Below are 17276 nucleotides of genomic sequence, written 5' to 3' on the forward strand. Positions count from 1 at the left end.
TCTCCCCGCCAGTGGCCGATCCGGCCGCTGAGGCGAGCTCCCGTCCCGAGGTCACCGATTTGGATCTCACCCAGATCACGAAGGATCTGAGGCTCGGCCGCTACACCAGCGAGGAGCTCGTCACCGCGTACCTGGACCGGATCGAGCGCTTCGACGGCAAGAAGCCATTCGACGGCGGCATGGGCACGATCGTGAGCCTCAACGAGGATGCAGCTGACCAGGCCAGGCAGCTCGACGAGGAGCGGGAGGCCGGCAAGATCCGCGGCCCTCTGCACGGGATCCCCGTCCTCGTGAAGGACAACATCAACACCGCGAAGCTGCCCACGAGCCACGGCAACCAAGCGCTCGCAAGCTATCAGCCGCACGAGGACGCTGAGGTCGTCAAGCGCCTGCAGGACGCGGGCGCAATCGTCCTCGGGAAGACGAACATGGCGGAGTTCGCGATGTTCTGGGACACGGTGAGTTCGGTCCGCGGCAGGACGCTGAACCCGTTCGATGCAGGCCGGAACATCAACGGCTCGAGTGGCGGTAGCGCGGCGGCGGTCGCCGCCTCGTTCGCCCCGATCGCGATCGGCACGGAGTCGTGCGGCTCGATCACGGATCCCGCGGCGTTCACCAGCCTCGTGGGTTTTCGCCCGACCGTCGGCGCCGTCAGCATGACGGGAACCGACTACAACCCGCTCGGCGACTCGATCGGCCCGCTCGCGCTGAGCGTGACCGATGCGGCGACGCTGCTCGACACGATGATCGGGCCGGATTCGACTGCGCCTTGGACGATCACCGATGCACAGGCTCAGCAACTCAGACTGTCCGATTATCTGACGACGGACGGACTGCAGGGAGCCCGAATCGGTTACCTCGTACACCCGTTTGGCGGCTGGGACTGGGAGGCGTCGCCCGAAACGGATCGGGTCATCGACACAGTCGAGGAGAACCTGGCGGTGTTCGAGGAGCAGGGCGCCACTGTCGTACGCATCGAGCTCACGCCCGAGTGGATCGCTGAGAGCATTCGCGCGGGCGACGACTACTGGGCCGTCGACGGCCACGAGGACTACTTCGTGCGCACGGCGGCCGATTGGCCCGAGGGTCTCGCGGAGCGGACCGAGCCGAAGGACAAGATCAACTTCGGCGATCTCTTCGCGGCGAGCCCGGACATGGAGGAGACCGCGATCGACTGGCTGTCGGGCGACGACAACACCCCGCGGGACCCGCAGAGCTTCGCTTCCGCCCAGGGCGCGCGAGCGCAGTTCGCCCGCGGCGTCGACGCGCTTTTCGCCGAGTACGACCTCGACGCGCTGAGCTTCCCGACCGTGGCGGCCCGGCCAACGCCCGTGCACGCCGATCCTGCCGAGCTCATCGATCCGGATCAGACCGGCACCCACTGCGGCTGGGCGAACTTCTCGGACCGCCCCGTAGTGAGCGTTCCGGCCGGCTTCGAGGGCGGGCTCCCGGTGGGCATCAGCCTGCTCGGATCCCGCTTCGATGACGGGCGCCTCATCGGCTTCGCCTACAGCTTCGAGCAGGCCACCGGGCACCATCGCCTGCCCGAGATGACGAGCGAGGAATAGCGCACGGCGACAGGCGAGAGGGGGAGGCCGTGACTGCACGGCCTCCCCCTCTCTGCTCTCGCCTGCGATACGAGGCGCAGAATCAGTCGATGCTGACACCGATCCGCTCGGCACGCTCCCTGAAGTCCTCGAGCTTCACCGTGGGGTCCGTCGTGCGGTCGCCGATCCTTGCGTGGGGCCGGCCGCCCGTCGCCGCGACGACCGCGATCACGAGCTCGTCGGCTGCGGGCGCATCGGGGATCGAGAATCCGAACGTCACGAAGTGCGAACGGAGGCCCGAGGTCACGATGTCTGCGAGCGGCACGGTGAGCCGCGTGCCGCCAGCACCCCTCGTGTCCGCGTAGCTGATGTACTGCTTGCTGTGCAGCCGCTCTCGGATCACATTGCCGAAGTAGGGCGTGTGCAGGAACGCCGAACCGTGCTCGATCTCCCCATCGAGGCCGACAATCGCACCCTTGCCGTATGCGGCCACCCGGTGAGAGTCGCCGAAGGCGTCGATAATCTCCTGCGTGAGCAGCAGGGCGATCTCCGGTGCGCGCTCCCGGACCTCTGGCCCGAGGTCGTCCACGAAGGATCCGACCCACGGATTCTTGATCACTGCCGCAGCAGCGCACAGTTCGAGCGGCTTCGCGAGGCTCTTCCCACCCTCGGAGAACACGCGTTCCCGGACCGTCGAGATCTTCCTGATCTGCAATTCATCGCTGAACATGAGCGATTCCCCTTTCCTTGTTCACACAACTTCATCCGGCGGCGGCGAGCGCCGCGGCCGCCTCCCCGTCTGTGGCGAACCATTCGGTGCCGCCCGGGGTGATCGAAAACTGGTGCCATTCCCCGTTCGCCGCAGCGCCGTGGCGGTGCACCGTGCCGGGCGGGCACCAGACGCGTGCGCCGGCGGGCAGCGCGATCGGTTGCTCTCCGAAGTCCTGCACGAATCCTTCGCCCGAGACCGACTCGAGATACTGACCGCGGTCGTGCCGGTGCCACCCGCCGATGAGCGACCCGGCGGCGACCCTCGCGGCGAGGATCGTGATCCCGTCGTCGGGGCCGACGAGCTGCTCGAAGGCGACGGGCTGGGATCCCGACGCCGCACGGCCCAGCGGCGACGGGATCCCGATCGTGCGCGGCACGGCTAGGCCTCGGCCGGCACGATCACGCTGCGCTCGGGCTCCCAGCGCAGGAAAACCTCCTGCCCGGCGCGGATCTTGTCCGCGTCGCGGTGCGAGAGCCAGAGCAGACAACCCGAACCATCGGCGAACCTGCCCGAGCACCGGAGCCGGTCGCCCAGGAAGACGATCTCGTCGAACACCGCCGAGACGCGGTTCCCCGCGTCCTGCGGAGAGTCCTCGACGAAGCCGTCCTCGGGCCGCAGCACGAGTCGCACGCGTTCCCCGGCGCGCACGACGCTCGTGGGCCGGGCGATCGCGGTGCCGCCGGCCTCGAGCGACAGCTCGATCGGCCGGCCGGCCTCGACCCGCGCGACCGTCGCCTCGACGAAGTTTGCCGCCCCGAGGAATTTCGCTGTGAAGCTCGAGTTCGGTGACTCGTAGATCTCCGTCGGGGTGCCGACCTGGGCGATCTCGCCATCGCGCATGATGACGATCCGGTCGCTGAGCGCGAGCGCCTCCTCCTGATCGTGCGTGACGAACAGGACCGTCGTGCCGATCTCCTGGTGGAGTCTGCGGATCTCCTCCTGCATCTGGGTCCGCAACGACTTGTCGAGTGCGCTCAGTGGCTCGTCCATGAGCAGGATCGGCGGGTTGGAAACAAAGGCGCGCGCGAGCGCCACGCGCTGCTGCTGACCGCCCGAAAGCTGTGCGGGCCTCCGTGTGGCGAGGTGGTCAAGGGATACGGCCTCGAGTGCCGCGAGTGCGCGCTTCTTCCTGACGTCGCCGGATCCGCCCTCGCGCTTGAGCGGGTACATCACGTTCTCGAGCACGGTCATGTGCGGGAACAGCGCGTAGGACTGGAATACCATCCCCAGGCCACGCTTGTGGGTCGGCACCCGGGTGATGTCCTTGTCGCCGAGCATGATGCTTCCGCCCGTCGGGGTCTCGAACCCCGCGACCATATTGAGCGTGGTGGTCTTGCCGGAACCGCTCGGGCCGAGCAGCGTGAGGAACTCGCCCGGCCGCACCGAGAGCGAGACATCCTTGACCGCGAGCACGTCACCGTAGCGCTTCTGAACGCCGAGCAATTCGAGCCCGACCGGCGCTCGCCCCGACCCTCGTGTCGTCTGAACCATTGTTATTCCGTTTCTCGTGCGAAGTGTGTCAGGGGGTGGCTCGTCGCTTGGCGACGGCGTTCAGTGCGAGGCTCAGACCCAGGAGGAGGAAGGTCGCGACCGTGAGCACTGTCGCCGCGACGGGCACCACCGGGTTGAGTTCGTACGTGATGCTCGCGAACATCTTCACGGGCAGCGTCGGCTCCCGGTCGCCCGCGACAAACATCGCGATGACTGGTTCGTCGAGCGACACCATGAGCGAGAGGAGCGTCGCGGCGCCGATCCCGGGCATGATGACCGGGATCACGATGCCCATGAAGGCGCGGAACGCGCTCGCCCCGTGCACCCTCGCCGCCTGCACCAGCTTGAAGTCGAAGGTGCGCAGCGACGCGGTCACGGTCGTCACGACGAACGGGATCGCGAGCCCGACGTGCGCGAGCACGACGAGCGGGAGCCCGCCCTGGATCCTGAGCATGAGGACGAGGAGGTAGAGCGCGAAGCCCGAGATGACGACCGGGACCATCATGGGCATCATGATGATCGGATCGGTGAGCCGAGCCGTGCGCGAGTTCGCCCTGACCATCGCGTAGGAGGCCAGCGTGCCGAGCGGGACCGCGATGAGCGCGGTGCATGCGGCGACGACCAGGCTCCGGACGAGCGCTGAGGTCCAGGCCGAGTCCGAGAAGAAGCGCTCGACCCACTGCATCGAGAACCCGGGTGGCGGGAACTCGAGGAACATGCTCGAACTGAAGGCCATCGGGATCACCGCGAGGGCGGGGAGCACCAGGTACGCGGCCAGGATCACGGAGAGGATGACGCCGAGGATTCGTGTGATGCGGCTCTGTGGCATGTCAGTTCCTTCCTACGAGCCGGGCCAGCGACCTGAGCGCGATCATCACCGCGAAGGTGACGATGAGCAGGGCCCCCGAGAGCGCGGCACCGTAGCTCCAGTCGAGCGTGGTGCCGACCTGATCGCTGATCAGTTGGCCAATCATGAGCTCGCGCGGCGAACCGAGGATGGACGGGATCACGAAGTAGCCGAGCGTCGTCACGAACACGATCGTCGACCCGGCAAGCGCGCCCGGGATGAGGAGCGGGAAGGTGACGGTCAGGAAGCGACGCACCGGGCCCGCGCCGTGCACGGCTGCCGCCCGCTCGAAGCTGCCGTCCTGGCGACCCATGACGTCCGTCAGGGAGATCACCATGAACGGGAATCCGTACTGCACCATGCCGATGATGACACCGGTCGGGCTGTTCACGAGTTGCAGGCCGCCCGTGTCTATCCCGAGCGCCTTGAGGAACCCCATGATCGGGCCGTTGTGGCCGAGCAGCGCGAGCCACGCGTAGGCGCGCACGAGCACGCTGAAGAACAGGGACGCGGTCACGGCGCCCAGGAGGATGCTCCGCAGGCGCGGCCCCGACTTCAGAGCGATTGAGGCGTACGGAATCGCGAGCACGAGCGAGATGATCGTGACGAGCGCCGCGATGCCGAGGCTGCGCAGGAAGACGGTGCGCACGAGGTCGGTCTCGATGATGCGCACGTACTGCGAGAATGGCCCGGCTTCCCCGGTGAAACTCGTCGCGAGCAGGATGATCGTCGGGATGACGAAAATCGGCACGAGGACGAGCAGCGCCGGGATGAAGAGGAGGCCTGGCGCCGTGTACCAGGCCGAGCCGCTCTTGGAGCGGCCGGCCTGGTCACGAAGGGTGATGACGTCAGTGGTCACTGACCGGCCCAGCTCGACCACTTTTCGACCGCCTGGTCGAAGTTGTCGGCCCACCACTGGAGATTGATCGAGCCAACTGACTGCTCCATGTTCTCCGGGTAGGCGCTGTAGTAGGGCTGATCCTCCTTGGGGAGCTTCTCGAAGGAGGAGCGGAGCGACGGCGAGTACCCGGTGGCCTCAGAGATCTTGACCTGCACCTCGGGATCCATCAGCTTGGAGAAGAGCTGCATCGTCTCCTTCACCTGGGGATTGTTCTTGGCGGTCACGTCGTAGCCGCCGTCCATCAGGTTCTCGTTCCACTCGATCGCGACCGGCTGGCCCTGCTTCGCGAGATTCGCGATGCGGTTGTTCCAGGCGAAGGAGAAGTCGGCCTCGCCGCTCGTCATCATCTGCTGCAGCTCGGCGCCCGAGTTCCAGAAGACCAGGTCGTCACGCACCGTGTCGAGCTTCTTGAGGGCGCGATCCATGTCGAGCGGGTAGAGATCCTCGTAGGCGACGCCGTCGGCGAGGAGCGCGACCTCGAGCATGCCGTAGGGGTAGTTATAGACGGCCCGCTTGCCGGGGAACTTCTCCGTGTCGAAGAACTCCTCCCAGGTCGTGGGCGTCTTGAGATCGGTGTCCGTGCGGTGGGCGATGACGAACGAGTACGAGCCGCTCGGCAGCCCCCAGTCCATCTTCTCCGATTCACGACCGGGGAGCTGGATCACGTCGGACTCGTCGTACTTCACGATGTCCTTGTCGATGGGCGCCCACCAGTCGGGGTTCTGCACGGGGAACCAGCCCTCGAGGTCAACCCAGTCCCAGGTCACCTGGTCAGACTCGATCTGAGCCGCGTACTTGCCGTAGTCAACGGGGTTCACCATTTCGGTGGGGATCCCCGTCTCCTTGGTGAACGGCTCAGCGAGGGCGGTGCGGTAGCCCTCGTCGGTCGTTCCGCCCCAGGTGACGAGCGTGAGGGGCTCGCCGCCGGCTTCTCCCCCACCTCCCCCCGAGGAGCATCCGATCAGCGCTGATCCGATGAGGAGCGAAGCGGCGCCCAACGCCAGTGTTGTCACAGAACGCTTACGCATCTGAATCTTCCTTCCGTCTAGTACTTCTGTGTGGTGTCGTATTGCGGGTATGTGTGGTTCCGGCCTATGCCGTCTGCTCCGAGGGCTCGGCGGTGGTGCCTGATTCCTCGAACTCGGCGATCATGCGGCGCATGACCTTGAGCGCGCCCACCCCGGCGGGAACGCCGCAGTAGACCGTGACCTGCTTGAGCACCGCGAGCAGTTCTTCTGGGCTCACACCGTTCCGCAGCGCGCCGCGGGTGTGGATCTCGAGCTCCTCGAGCCGGTTGAGGGCCGCGGTCATCGCGACCACGAGCATGCTCCGCGTAGTGGGGGGCAGCGTGTCATCGGTCCAGATCTCCCCCCAGCAGTAGCTCACCATGAACGGCTGGAACGCCTGGGTCATGGGGTCGACGGGGCCGACGGCGGAGTCGACGTACGCGTCTCCGAGCACCCGCCTGCGAACCTTCATTCCCTCGGAGAAGAGGGGCTCATACTTGCTTGTCTCGGACAAATCGATCGATCTCCTTTGCAATCGTGTCTGGGGTCTCTTGCAGCAGCTGGTGCTTGACGCGGGGGACGACGACAACCTCGCCGTCCGCGACGCTCGCGGCGATCCGCTCGGACATGTGCGGGGGCGACCCCACATCGCCCTCGCCCGCGATCGCGAGCACTGGCATCTCGAGGCGGTGGAGGTCGTCGGCGAAGTCGCTCGTCGCGAGCACGCGGTAGGCGGCGGCGTAGCAGTCCGGATCCAGGGCGCCCATCCGCTCGAGCGTGCGGGCCCCGGCCTCGGGGTGTTCCGCGAGATACTCGGGGGTGTACCAGCGGTCGACGCTGATCTTCGCCACCTCATACGGCCCGTGCTCCGCAACCTCCGCGTATCGCTGCAGCACGCGTTCGCGCTCCTCGTCGGAGCGGCCGGCCACGGCGCCCACGGGGATGAGTGCCGCAACCCGATCCGGATGCGCGAGCGCCGTGGCCTGCACGATGAGCCCGCCCAGGGAGAAGCCGGCGAGGATCGCACGCGAGAACCCGTGCTCGTCGAGGAGCCCCACGAGGTCCGCCACGAAATCGGCCATCACGTAGGGCGGCGGCGGATTCTCGGCGTCGGTCTCGTGCCCGCGCAGCGTGTACATGAGCACCGGCCGGTTCGGCTCGAGCTCGGCGACCACACGCGACCACGAGACGAGAGAGTCGCCGACCCCGTGCACCAGGACGAGCGGCGTGCCGCTCGTCCCGGCGTTCAGAAGCTTCTGGGCCGTCACTTCGACGCGCCCTCGTACTTCGCGATGACCTCGGCGCCGAAGCGGCGGACGGAAGCGAGCTCGTCCTCGAACGACAGCCCCCACGAGGCGTTGTACAGGTAGACGTCGGTGCCGAGCTTCTCGTACTCCTTCAGGCGCTCGCGCACCTCCTCGGCCGTGCCGAACATCTGATTCTCGCGGATCTGATCCCGCTTGAAGTCGTCCTTCTGCGTCTCGACCGACTCGGGATCGATCCACTTCACCCAGCCGTCCTTGACGTCGCCGTCGGTGCGGAAGAGGTTCGAGAAGAATCCCTCGCCGTAGAGCAGTGCGTCGATCGCCGTGTCGACGTCGCTCTCCGAGCTCGCAACGTAGGTGTCGCGGAGCACCATGAGCTTCGGCGTGTAGTCGGCATTGCCGCGGTCGACCGCGTCGTTCAGCCGCTCGCGCAGCGACTCGACCTCCTCGATGCCGGCAGAGAGCGGGGCGACCATGAGGTTCGCGCGGTTCTTGATCGCAATGTCGAAGACGTCGGGGTGCCGCGCCGAAACCCACAGGGGCAGCGGTTCGCCGCCGCGCGGGCGGGGCGTCGAGGTCGTCTCCGGGAAGCTGTAGAGGGAGCCCTCGTGCGCGTAGTCGCCCTTCCAGAGCCCGTTGAGCGCGGGCAGCAGCTCGGCGAGCTGCTCGCGCGCGATCTCGGGCGGGATCCCGCCCGCCATGCGCGCGAACTCGTACGGGTATGCCCCGCGGCCGATGCCGAGCTCGAGCCGGCCCCCGCTGATGTGGTCGAACAGCGCCGCCTCGCCCGCGAGCCTGATCGGGTGCCAGTAGGGAGCGCAGAGCACGGCCGTGCCGAGCTTCACCCGCTCCGTCACCGAGGCGAGATGCGTCAGCAGCGTGAACGGCGCCGGCGCGATCGTCATCTCGTGTCCGTGGTGCTCGCCGACGAATACGCCGCTGAAGCCGACCTCCTCGGCCGCCTTCACGAGCTCCGTGATCTGCTCGAGGTTCTCCTCGAAGGAGAGCTCGGGGGAACGGCGCCCCAGGTCGAGCATGATCGAGAATTCCATTGCTACTCCTTGAAATGTTGCTTACTGGTTCGAAACGTGGATGCGCGGTGCGCGGTGCGGGATCAGGCGGGCTCTGACGGAGCGTCCGCGGCGGATCCGCCCATCACGAATGGGTCGTTGCCGACTCCCGAGTAGTTGATGATCACGGTCTTCTCGACCGTGAAGAGCTCGAGCTCGCGGGCGCCTCCCAGGCGGCCGTAGCCGCTGTCCTTGACCCCACCTGCCGAGGTCGATGCCTCGGGTGCGCGGTAGGTATTCACCCAGACCGTGCCGCTCTCAATCCGCTGCACGGCGCGCATCGCCGTGTCCAAGTTGCTCGTCCACACGCCGGACGCCAGCCCGAAGCGGGAATCGTTCGCGAGCGCGATCGCCTCGTCGAAGGTCCGGAACTTCGTGAAACCGATGACGGGCCCGAAGACCTCCTCGCGGAAGAGCGTGTGGCCAGGTTCGACGCCCTCGAACACCGCGGGCTCGAAGTAGGCCCCCTCACCGGAGCCGGTGGGGCGAGTGCCGCCTCCAGCTGCGAGCGTCGCGCCATCGGTCTGCGCGGTCGCCACGAACTCGCACGCGCGGGAGAGCTGCCGGCTCGACCCGAGCGGGCCAATCTGGGTCTGGGGGTCGAGCGGATCGCCGAAGCGCAGGCTCTTCGCGCGCTCAGCCAGTCTGCGGACCAGCTCGTCGTGAATGTCCTCGTGGACGATCGCTCGGGATCCCGCGACGCAGGTCTGCCCCATGGCGGCGAACACACCTCCGATCAGGCCATTCACGGCGAGATCCAGATCCGCGTCCTTGAACACGAGCTGAGGTGACTTGCCGCCGAGCTCGAGCAGCGCAGGGACCAGGCGCTCCGCCGCAGCGATCGCCACCTTGCGGCCGACGGCGTCGCCGCCGGTGAAGACGATCTTCGCGACCCCGGAGTTCCGCACGAGGGCGTCGCCGGCGGCCGGTCCCTTGCCGGAGATGACATTGAGCACGCCGGCCGGGAGGCCAGCCTCGGCGGCGATGCGCGCGAACGCCGCGATGGAGGCCGCGGCGTCCTCTGAGGTCTTCACCACCACGGAGTTTCCTGCGGCGATGGCCGGCGCGGCGGCCGACATGAGGAGGGGCACGGGTGAGTTCCACGGGACGATCACGCCGATCACGCCGATCGGCTGGCGGATCGTCATGGCGAGCACGTCGGCCTTCGCCGACGGGGCCGTGACGCCGTTGATCTTCTCGGCGTTGCCAGCGGAGAAGCGGAGCGAGTGAGCCACTCCGCTCGCCTGCGCCGCGGTCTCCCGAAGCAGCTTGCCGTTGTCGAGCGTGTCGAGCACGCCGAGCGCCTCGGCGTAGCCCTCGACCGCATCGGCGACTGCCAGCATCACCGTTGCGCGGTCGGCCGCCGAGCGGCTCCCCCACGCCCGCTGCGCGTCGCGGGCCGCGGCGACCGCGCGGTCCACGTCCTCAGCGGACGCATCGGCGACGTCGTGCCAGGGCTGCCCGTCGAAGGGGTCGACGGCGGGGAACACCGCGCCGTCCTTCGCATCGACGAACTCGCCTCCGATGAAGAGTTTCACGCCGTCGCGGCTGATCTCGTCTGCGAGCCTCGTGTCGGTTCCCTCGGGTACCTGCCTCATGGTCTACTTCCCCTCAACGCTGTTCGACGCGGTGGCGTTCTCCGGCGCCGTGACCCCCGCGGGGACGCGGTCGTCCGACTGGACCCCGGAGACGTGGGCGATGGCGCCCTCGGCGAGCGTTCCCGCGTAGATCCCGAACCTGGAGTTCGCGAGCTCGTCGAGATAGCGGCCCACGATGGCGCTCTCGCCGGGTCGCGCGAAGGCCTCCGGATCGACCTCCGAGGGCTGCAGGCACACGAAGCCCGCCTGCTCGAGCTGTGCGCCGCGCGCAAACACCTGCCCGCGATAGGTGAGCCCGAGTCGGTCCTTTTCGTCCTCGAAGACCGAGTACAGGAACTCGACGCTCACGCGCGAGGAGAACTCCTGCTCAGCCAGCGCGGCGAGCGCGCGGGCGTGCACGTCCTTCGGCGCGGCGCTGCTCGCTGGGAGCACGAGGCCGCCCGCTTCGGTGCGCCTCGCGAGGATCGCCCCGTCCTCGGTCTGCATCATCCACGTGACCGCGATGCGCGACAACTGCGGTGCGAGCGCCGCAATCTCCTGGTCAGTGTTGAAGCCGAAGAAGCGCCCCTGATAGAACCCGAGCGGGCGCGCGGGCTCCGAGTTGTACCTGAGCACCTCACCGATGATGATCGCGTGGTCGCCCGCGATGACGGTGTCGTGGAGGCGGCACTCGAGCCACCCGTGGACGTCGCTCAGGATCGGTGCGCCGCCGTGTCCGCTCTCGGTCTCGAGGCCGGCGAACTTCGTCTCTGACTTCGAAGCGAAGGTCTTTGCGAGCTCCTGCTGCTCCGACGAGAGCACGTGGATCACGAACCCCTCCGCGGACTGGAACGTTTCGTAGCTTGCCGCGCGATAGTCGACGCAGAACAGGACCAGAGGGGGATCGAGCGACACCGACGTGAAGGAGTTCGCGGTGATCCCGCGCTGCCTGCCATCGGCGTCGACCGTGGTGATCACTGTCACGCCGGTCATGAACGAGCCGAGCACCTGGCGGTAGCTCCCCAGGTCTTGGATCTTCACCTCGATTGCGGACCCGATAGCCCCCGTTGGCTGTGTGTTCACGGCTGAATCCCCTCCATTGGTGTGCGCGTATCTGACAAGTTACTGTCTGTTGTCTGACATGTCAATCATCTTCATATCTTCGATGTACACTCCTCGGTATGAGCTCGTCTCTTTCACTCCCAGACCGACCGATCAAGCGCCCAGAGGCGCTCGTGCGCGACCAGGTAGCTGAGTACCTCCGCGATGCGATCTTCAAACTCGCCCTCGCCCCGGGCACTCCCCTGATCGAGCGCGAGATCTGTCAGGCCACCACCGCATCACGCGCAACGGTGCGCGAGGCGATCCGACAGCTGGAATCTGAGGGGCTCGTCCGCTCGGCGCAGGGACGCGGCACGATCGTCGCCGGCCTCACGACGCTCGAGGCACAGGAAATCTACGAGATCCGCGCTCAGCTCGAGGCCCTTGCGGCCAGGCTGTTCGTGGAGCGCGCGTCCGAGCGTCTGCTTGGAGCGCTCCAGGAGTCCGTCGCCGCGCTCTCCGAGGTTGCTGACAACCCCGCCGAGATGACCCGCCTGAAAACCGAGTTCTACGACATCCTTTTTGAGGGCGCAGGCAACGGTGAACTTCAGCGCATTTCGAACGGCCTCCGCCAGCGGATCATGCTCGCACAGGCGAGCTCGCTTTCCGTTCCCGGTCGCAGCCACGATTCGCTGCGCGAGATCCAGGAAATCGTCGCAGCGATCGCACGGAGAGACGCGGATGCAGCGGAACGCCTAACGGTCGCCCATATCCACTCGGCATCGCACGCGATCGCCGAGCATCGGGCAGCAGAGGCCCGCGCAGTGCAGCGGGCCTTCTAGCAACCGTCATCCCACAGCACCGTCATCCCAAAGTAGGAGCAATGCGGTACCCAGGTCGGATGCCGTGACGCGCGCGACCCGGAAAGCTTGAAGGACCCCGGCAATCCCGAAAGGCCCCATGTCCTTCCTCACTCGCACCAGTCTCCGCAATCGCCTCATCGTCGGCATGCTCACCATTGGCGTCGCGATACTCGGCCTCTTCTCCATGAGCTCGCTCAAGCAGGAGCTCATGCCGTCGATGAAGGCCCCCATGGCCTATGTGTCCGTGACGTCCCCCGGGCTCGCGCCCGAGGAGATGGCGAGCACCGTGACCGAGCCGACTGAGCAGGCGCTGCGCGCGATCCCCGGCATTGACGACGTCACGTCCACCACGATGAGCGGCAGCTCCGACATCATGGTCCAGTGGCCCCTCGACGTCGACGACGACGAGACCATGCGGGCGATCCGCGCCGCGACCGACGGCGTCAAGTCGGCGCTGCCGCGCGGCACCGAGGTGCAGGTGTTCTCCGGCGGCTCCGATGACATGCCCGCGATGGTGCTGAGCGCGGGCTCGTCGATGGACGAGGCCGAGTTCGGCGACGCGTTGCAGAGCCAGGTCGTGCCGGCGATCCAGAGCGTGCACGGCGTGCAGCGGGTCGAGCTCGGCGGCCGGGAGGAGTCGCGCGTCACGATCGACCTGCGGCAGGCCGACGTCGCCCGTATGAAGGTCGATCCGGCGCAGATCGGGCCCGTGCTCGAGGCGCACGGCGCCGCGATCCCCGCAGGCCAGGCGGAATCGGGCGAGGGGCCCCTGTCGGTGAGCGTCGGATCGACGCCAAGCTCCGTCGAGGACATCGCCGCCCTGCCGATTCCGACCGCCGACGGGGTCGCCCTGATCTCGGACTTCGCCGACGTCAAGCTCGAGCAGATCGAGGCCGAGTCGCTCTCGCGCGTCAACGGCAAGCCCGCGCTCACGCTGCAGATCCTGCCGGCGCGCGGCGCGAACGTCGTCGACCTCTCGCACGCGGTCAACGCCGAGCTCGACCGCATTGCCCCGTCACTCAAAGCCGAGTTCGTGCCGATCTTCGACCAGGCGCCCTTCATCGAGCAGTCGATCCACGACCTCTCGGTCGAGGGCGGCCTCGGCCTGCTCTTCGCCGTGCTCGTGATCCTCGCGTTCCTCGGCTCCTGGCGCTCGACCGTGATCGCGGCGATCTCGATCCCGCTCTCCCTGCTCATCACCCTGATCGGACTGTGGTGGAGCGGCAACACGCTGAACATCCTCACGCTCGGCGCGCTCACGATCGCGATCGGCCGCGTCGTCGACGACTCGATCGTGGTCATCGAGAACATCAGCAGGCGGCGCGGCACGGGGCCGCTCACACCCGCGGCCGTCGTCGCCTCGGTGCGCCAGGTCGCGGGCGCCATCACCGCGTCGACGCTCACGACCGTCGCCGTGTTTCTCCCGATCGCGCTCGTGTCCGGGATCGCGGGAGAGCTGTTCCGCCCCTTCGCGGTGACGGTGTCGATCGCACTGCTCGCCTCGCTCGTCGTCGCCCTCACGATCGTTCCCGTGCTCGCCTACCTGTTCCTGCGGAACCGGCCGGCGAAGGTCGCCGAGCCTGTGGCGCAACTCGCCGCGGATCCGGCGGATGACCAGGCGCCGGATCCGGATCCGGCGGATGACCAGGCGCCGGATCCGGATCCGGATCCCGCCCACGACGACGACCTCGCGGAGATCCACACGGCGCCCGACCGCCTGCAGCGCGCCCTCATGCCCGCGCTCAACGCGACGCGCCGCCATCCCGTCATCACGCTCGTCTCCTCCGGCGTGATCCTGCTCGCGACGCTCGCGATGAGCGTCCTGATCCCGACCGACTTCCTCGGCTCCTCGGGCGCCGAGAGCCTGCGCGTCGAGCAGACGCCGCCGAAGGAGCGGGAGGGCAGCCTCGTCGACGCGGCCGAGCCCGTCGAGAAGACGCTCGGCGGCGTGGAGGGCGTGCGCGACGTCATGACCACAATCCCCGCCGCGACGCCCGGCGAGGAGCCCGTGATCAGCTACGACCTCCTGCTCGAGGAGGGCGCGGACGCCGCGACCGTCACGACGGCCGTCGACCGCGCCGTCGAGAAGCTGCGCGATGCCGGCGAGGTGCGCACGCAGACGCAGGACTCGTTCGTCGATGCGGGCGGCAGTGGGATCGCGCTGCGGATCAAGGGCACGGATCCCGCGGCGCTGCGCACCGCGAGCGAGCAGCTCGAGAAGCGGCTCTCCGGCGCCTCCGGCGTGCGCTCGGTCAGGAGCGACATCACGGGCGAGCAGTCGGTCATGAAGGTGAGCCTCGACGAGGCGCTCGCGGCGAAGCTCGGCTTCGACCGGGCGACCGTCGCGAAGGCCGTGCAGGCCGCGCTCGAGGGTGAGACCGTCGGGCAGGTCATGCTGCAGGGGCGGGATCGCGACATCCTCGTGCGCACCCCCGGCTCCGAGCGGCCAGCCGACAAGCTCGGCGAGGTCGTGCTCCCCGTCACGCCGCAGCAGACCGCCGAGGCGCAGAAGGCAGCAGCGGACGCGCTCGAGAAGAAGGCCGAGACGGAGGCGGAAAATGCCCGGATCAAGGCGGACAACGAGCTGACGAAGCAGATGAATGAGGCAACGAGCCAGCGCGGCGAGCTCGTCTCCCAGCTCGGGATGCTGAACCAGCAGCTGCAGGAGCTCAGCAACGCGCCGCTCGTGCCCGAGGACCCGCGCACCCCCGAGGAGGAGGCCGCCGTGCGCGCCGCCGAGGAGCGAGCGGCGCAACTCGGGGCGCTCCAGGAGGCGATCGCCGGCGCCCAGGCCGGAATCGAGGGCATGGACGAGCAGATCGCCTCGCTCCGGGAGGCGCGCGCCGACGCCTCGCGCCAGCTCGCCGAGCAGGAGGCCGCCGAGGCCGAGCAGAAGGCCGCGACCGAGGTCACGGGCACGGCGATCCCGCTCTCCGCGGTCGCGACGGTCGAGGAGCTCAAGACCGCCCCCACGATCACCCGCGCCAACGGGGATCGGCAGATCACGCTCACGGTCGAGCCCGAGTCGGGCAAGCTCGACGCTGCGAACCGCGCCGTCGAGGACGCGATCGCGGAGGCCGACCTGCCGGCCGGCGTCGCCTTCGAGCTTGGCGGCGTGAGCGCCGAGCAGGACGAGGCCTTCGGCCAGCTCGGCGCCGCGATGCTCGGGGCGATCATGCTCGTGCTGCTCGTCATGGTGGCGACGTTCCGCAGCTTCCGCGGGCCGTTCGTGCTGCTCGTCTCGATCCCGTTCGCCGCGACGGGCGCGATCCTGGGCCTGCTCATCACGCGCACCCCGCTCGGGCTGCCGGCGCTCATCGGACTGCTCATGCTCATCGGCATCGTCGTGACGAACGCGATCGTGCTCATGGACCTCGTGAACCGGCTCCGGATCGCGGGGGCGAGCCTCGAGGAAGCCGTCGAGCACGGCACCCGCCTGCGCCTCCGCCCCATCCTCATGACGGCGGCCGCCACGATCTTCGCGCTCGTGCCGATGGCGCTCGGCCTCACGGGCGGCGGGGTGTTCATCTCGAAGCCGCTCGCCGTCGTCGTGATCGGGGGGTTGATCTCCTCGACGCTGCTCACGCTCGTGCTCGTGCCGGTGCTCTACTCGCTCGTCGAGCGGCGGCGTGAGCGGAAGCTCGAGAAGCGCGCGGAGCGGCGGGAGCGGCGCGCGGAGCGGGCGGCGGCCCGCGCGTAGTGGCTCGGGACTAGCGGCTCGCGACTAGGCCGCCTTCAGCCCCGAGCCTGTGAGCACCACCACCGTGGTCTCGCCCGGCCGGATCTCGCCGCGCGCGACGAGCTCGGCGTGCCCCGCGAGGGCCGTCGCGCTCGTCGGCTCGGCGAAGAGCCCGTGCCGCGCGAGCTCGGCGTGGGCCGCGGCGATCCCGTCCTCGGGGATGGCGGCGGTCGATCCCCCGCTCTCCCTGATCGCCTCGACGAGCTCGGGAAGCCTGATGGGGCTCCGGATCGCGGTGCCCTCGGCGATGGTCGGCGCGACGGGCCGCTCGAGCGGATCCGCCTCGGGCCCGCGCACGGCGGCGTCGAGCGGCGAGCAGTTGCGCGGCTGAGCCGCGTAGAGACGCGGCAGGCGCGGGATCGCGCCCGCGGCGAGGAGCTCCCGGAACCCGAGCGCGCAGCCGAGCAGAAGGCTCCCTGCCCCGACCGGGATCACGACGGCGTCGGGCGCGCGAAAGCCCAGGTCCTCCCAGAGTTCGTAGGCGAGCGACTTGGTGCCCTCGAGGAAGAACGGCTGCCAGTTGTGGCTCGCGTAGAAGCCGCGGCCCGCGGCCTCGGCGGCGATGGCGGCCTCCTGCGAGGCCTCGCGCGGGCCCTCGACGAGCTCGACCTGGGCGCCGAAGGCGCGCGCCTGGCGGAGCTTCGCCGGCGAGGTCGACGCCGGGGCGAAGATGGTGGCGGCCATGCCCGCGGCGGCGGCGTAGGCGGCGACCGCGGCGCCCCCGTTGCCCGAGCTGTCCTCGAGGACGGCCGTGACCCCCTGATCCCGCAGCGCGGTGAGCATGACGCTCGCGCCGCGGTCCTTGAAACTCCCGGTCGGCGAGAACCACTCGAGCTTGAAGCGGGTGCCCTCGCCGGCCCAGTCGCCCGCGACGAGCGGCGTGCCGCCCTCGCCGAGCGTGACGGGTGCGACCCCTTCCCCCACCCCCATCGCGGAGCGATACCGCCACACCCCCCGCTCCGCGACCGCGGCGGTTGTTAGCGATTTCGGGGCTTCCGGCGCCGCCGAAGCCCCGAAATCGCTAACAACCGTCCGCCCTGGGGCGACGAGGAGGGGGGCGCCCGCGTCGGAGCGCCACCGCGGAGGGAGGAGCGGGAAGCGCTCCCCCGTCCGCGGGTCGAGGTACTCGGCGGCCGGCACGGCCGGGCTCACCACG

General features: G+C 68.7%; 15 protein-coding genes. 3 read left to right on the plus strand and 12 right to left on the minus strand.

Features of this window, described 5'->3' with window-relative positions:
- The first annotated feature begins 59 nt into the window (after positions 1 to 59).
- Positions 60 to 1568: an amidase gene (locus ACOPJ3_RS01135; protein ID WP_427869994.1), complete on the plus strand. Its 1509-nt coding sequence runs from the start codon at positions 60 to 62 to the stop codon at positions 1566 to 1568.
- Between the two features lie 82 nt (positions 1569 to 1650).
- Here ACOPJ3_RS01135 and ACOPJ3_RS01140 read toward each other — a convergent pair whose 3' ends face one another.
- From ACOPJ3_RS01140 to ACOPJ3_RS01190, 11 genes are all read right to left on the minus strand, one after another.
- Positions 1651 to 2277, minus strand: a complete 627-nt coding sequence (locus tag ACOPJ3_RS01140; RefSeq protein ID WP_427869995.1) for an amino acid synthesis family protein — start codon at positions 2275 to 2277, stop codon at positions 1651 to 1653.
- 31 nt (positions 2278 to 2308) lie between these two features.
- Positions 2309 to 2695, minus strand: coding sequence for a cupin domain-containing protein (locus tag ACOPJ3_RS01145; protein ID WP_427869996.1), 387 nt, complete (start codon positions 2693 to 2695; stop codon positions 2309 to 2311).
- Positions 2696 to 2697: 2 nt separating this feature from the next.
- Positions 2698 to 3810 (minus strand): ABC transporter ATP-binding protein, encoded by a 1113-nt coding sequence (locus ACOPJ3_RS01150; protein ID WP_427869997.1) that lies wholly within the window; start codon positions 3808 to 3810, stop codon positions 2698 to 2700.
- Between the two features lie 28 nt (positions 3811 to 3838).
- Positions 3839 to 4639 (minus strand): ABC transporter permease, encoded by an 801-nt coding sequence (locus tag ACOPJ3_RS01155; RefSeq protein ID WP_427869998.1) that lies wholly within the window; start codon positions 4637 to 4639, stop codon positions 3839 to 3841.
- Position 4640: 1 nt separating this feature from the next.
- On the minus strand, positions 4641 to 5516 hold the full coding sequence (locus ACOPJ3_RS01160) for an ABC transporter permease (RefSeq protein ID WP_427869999.1): 876 nt from the start codon (positions 5514 to 5516) through the stop codon (positions 4641 to 4643).
- Positions 5513 to 6586 (minus strand): ABC transporter substrate-binding protein, encoded by a 1074-nt coding sequence (locus ACOPJ3_RS01165; protein ID WP_427870000.1) that lies wholly within the window; start codon positions 6584 to 6586, stop codon positions 5513 to 5515. Before ACOPJ3_RS01165 ends, ACOPJ3_RS01160 begins: the two co-directional genes overlap by 4 nt.
- A 64-nt stretch (positions 6587 to 6650) precedes the next feature.
- Positions 6651 to 7079: a carboxymuconolactone decarboxylase family protein gene (locus tag ACOPJ3_RS01170; RefSeq protein WP_427870001.1), complete on the minus strand. Its 429-nt coding sequence runs from the start codon at positions 7077 to 7079 to the stop codon at positions 6651 to 6653.
- Positions 7057 to 7833, minus strand: a complete 777-nt coding sequence (locus ACOPJ3_RS01175; RefSeq protein WP_427870002.1) for an alpha/beta fold hydrolase — start codon at positions 7831 to 7833, stop codon at positions 7057 to 7059. The genes ACOPJ3_RS01170 and ACOPJ3_RS01175 overlap by 23 nt, the downstream gene beginning before the upstream one ends.
- A complete protein-coding gene (locus ACOPJ3_RS01180) occupies positions 7830 to 8882 on the minus strand; it encodes an LLM class flavin-dependent oxidoreductase (RefSeq protein WP_427870003.1) in 1053 nt (350 codons plus the stop codon). The genes ACOPJ3_RS01175 and ACOPJ3_RS01180 overlap by 4 nt, the downstream gene beginning before the upstream one ends.
- 62 nt (positions 8883 to 8944) lie before the next feature.
- Entirely contained in the window at positions 8945 to 10498 is a 1554-nt protein-coding gene (locus ACOPJ3_RS01185) for an aldehyde dehydrogenase family protein (protein WP_427870004.1), read from the minus strand.
- A gap of 3 nt (positions 10499 to 10501) precedes the next feature.
- Positions 10502 to 11560 carry a flavin reductase family protein gene (locus ACOPJ3_RS01190; RefSeq protein WP_427870005.1) on the minus strand — a complete coding sequence of 353 codons (1059 nt, stop codon included), beginning with the start codon at positions 11558 to 11560 and terminating at the stop codon, positions 10502 to 10504.
- Between the two features lie 98 nt (positions 11561 to 11658).
- On the opposite strand from ACOPJ3_RS01190, the gene ACOPJ3_RS01195 reads away from it, so the two are divergent.
- Both ACOPJ3_RS01195 and ACOPJ3_RS01200 read left to right on the plus strand, forming a co-directional pair.
- Complete coding sequence (locus ACOPJ3_RS01195; protein ID WP_427870006.1) at positions 11659 to 12360, plus strand: GntR family transcriptional regulator; 702 nt, start codon at positions 11659 to 11661, stop codon at positions 12358 to 12360.
- Positions 12361 to 12478: 118 nt separating this feature from the next.
- Complete coding sequence (locus ACOPJ3_RS01200; RefSeq protein WP_427870007.1) at positions 12479 to 16081, plus strand: efflux RND transporter permease subunit; 3603 nt, start codon at positions 12479 to 12481, stop codon at positions 16079 to 16081.
- A gap of 24 nt (positions 16082 to 16105) precedes the next feature.
- On the opposite strand, the gene ACOPJ3_RS01205 is transcribed toward ACOPJ3_RS01200, so the two are convergent.
- Positions 16106 to 17275 carry a threonine synthase gene (locus ACOPJ3_RS01205; RefSeq protein ID WP_427870008.1) on the minus strand — a complete coding sequence of 390 codons (1170 nt, stop codon included), beginning with the start codon at positions 17273 to 17275 and terminating at the stop codon, positions 16106 to 16108.
- Position 17276: the final 1 nt, after the last annotated feature.

The sequence above is a fragment of the Leucobacter luti genome, assembly GCF_050310065.1.
In the GTDB taxonomy this organism is placed as follows: Bacteria; Actinomycetota; Actinomycetes; order Actinomycetales; family Microbacteriaceae; genus Leucobacter; species Leucobacter luti_B.

What these genes read in the sequence shown, in the direction of transcription:
- ACOPJ3_RS01140 (WP_427869995.1), bottom strand. Translation starts at nt 2,277, where the DNA reads ATGTTCAGCGATGAATTGCAGATCAGGAAGATCTCGACGGTCCGGGAA.
- ACOPJ3_RS01150 (WP_427869997.1), bottom strand. Translation starts at nt 3,810, where the DNA reads ATGGTTCAGACGACACGAGGGTCGGGGCGAGCGCCGGTCGGGCTCGAA.
- ACOPJ3_RS01155 (WP_427869998.1), bottom strand. Translation starts at nt 4,639, where the DNA reads ATGCCACAGAGCCGCATCACACGAATCCTCGGCGTCATCCTCTCCGTG.
- ACOPJ3_RS01165 (WP_427870000.1), bottom strand. Translation starts at nt 6,586, where the DNA reads ATGCGTAAGCGTTCTGTGACAACACTGGCGTTGGGCGCCGCTTCGCTC.
- ACOPJ3_RS01180 (WP_427870003.1), bottom strand. Translation starts at nt 8,882, where the DNA reads ATGGAATTCTCGATCATGCTCGACCTGGGGCGCCGTTCCCCCGAGCTC.
- ACOPJ3_RS01185 (WP_427870004.1), bottom strand. Translation starts at nt 10,498, where the DNA reads ATGAGGCAGGTACCCGAGGGAACCGACACGAGGCTCGCAGACGAGATC.
- ACOPJ3_RS01195 (WP_427870006.1), top strand. Translation starts at nt 11,659, where the DNA reads ATGAGCTCGTCTCTTTCACTCCCAGACCGACCGATCAAGCGCCCAGAG.
- ACOPJ3_RS01200 (WP_427870007.1), top strand. Translation starts at nt 12,479, where the DNA reads ATGTCCTTCCTCACTCGCACCAGTCTCCGCAATCGCCTCATCGTCGGC.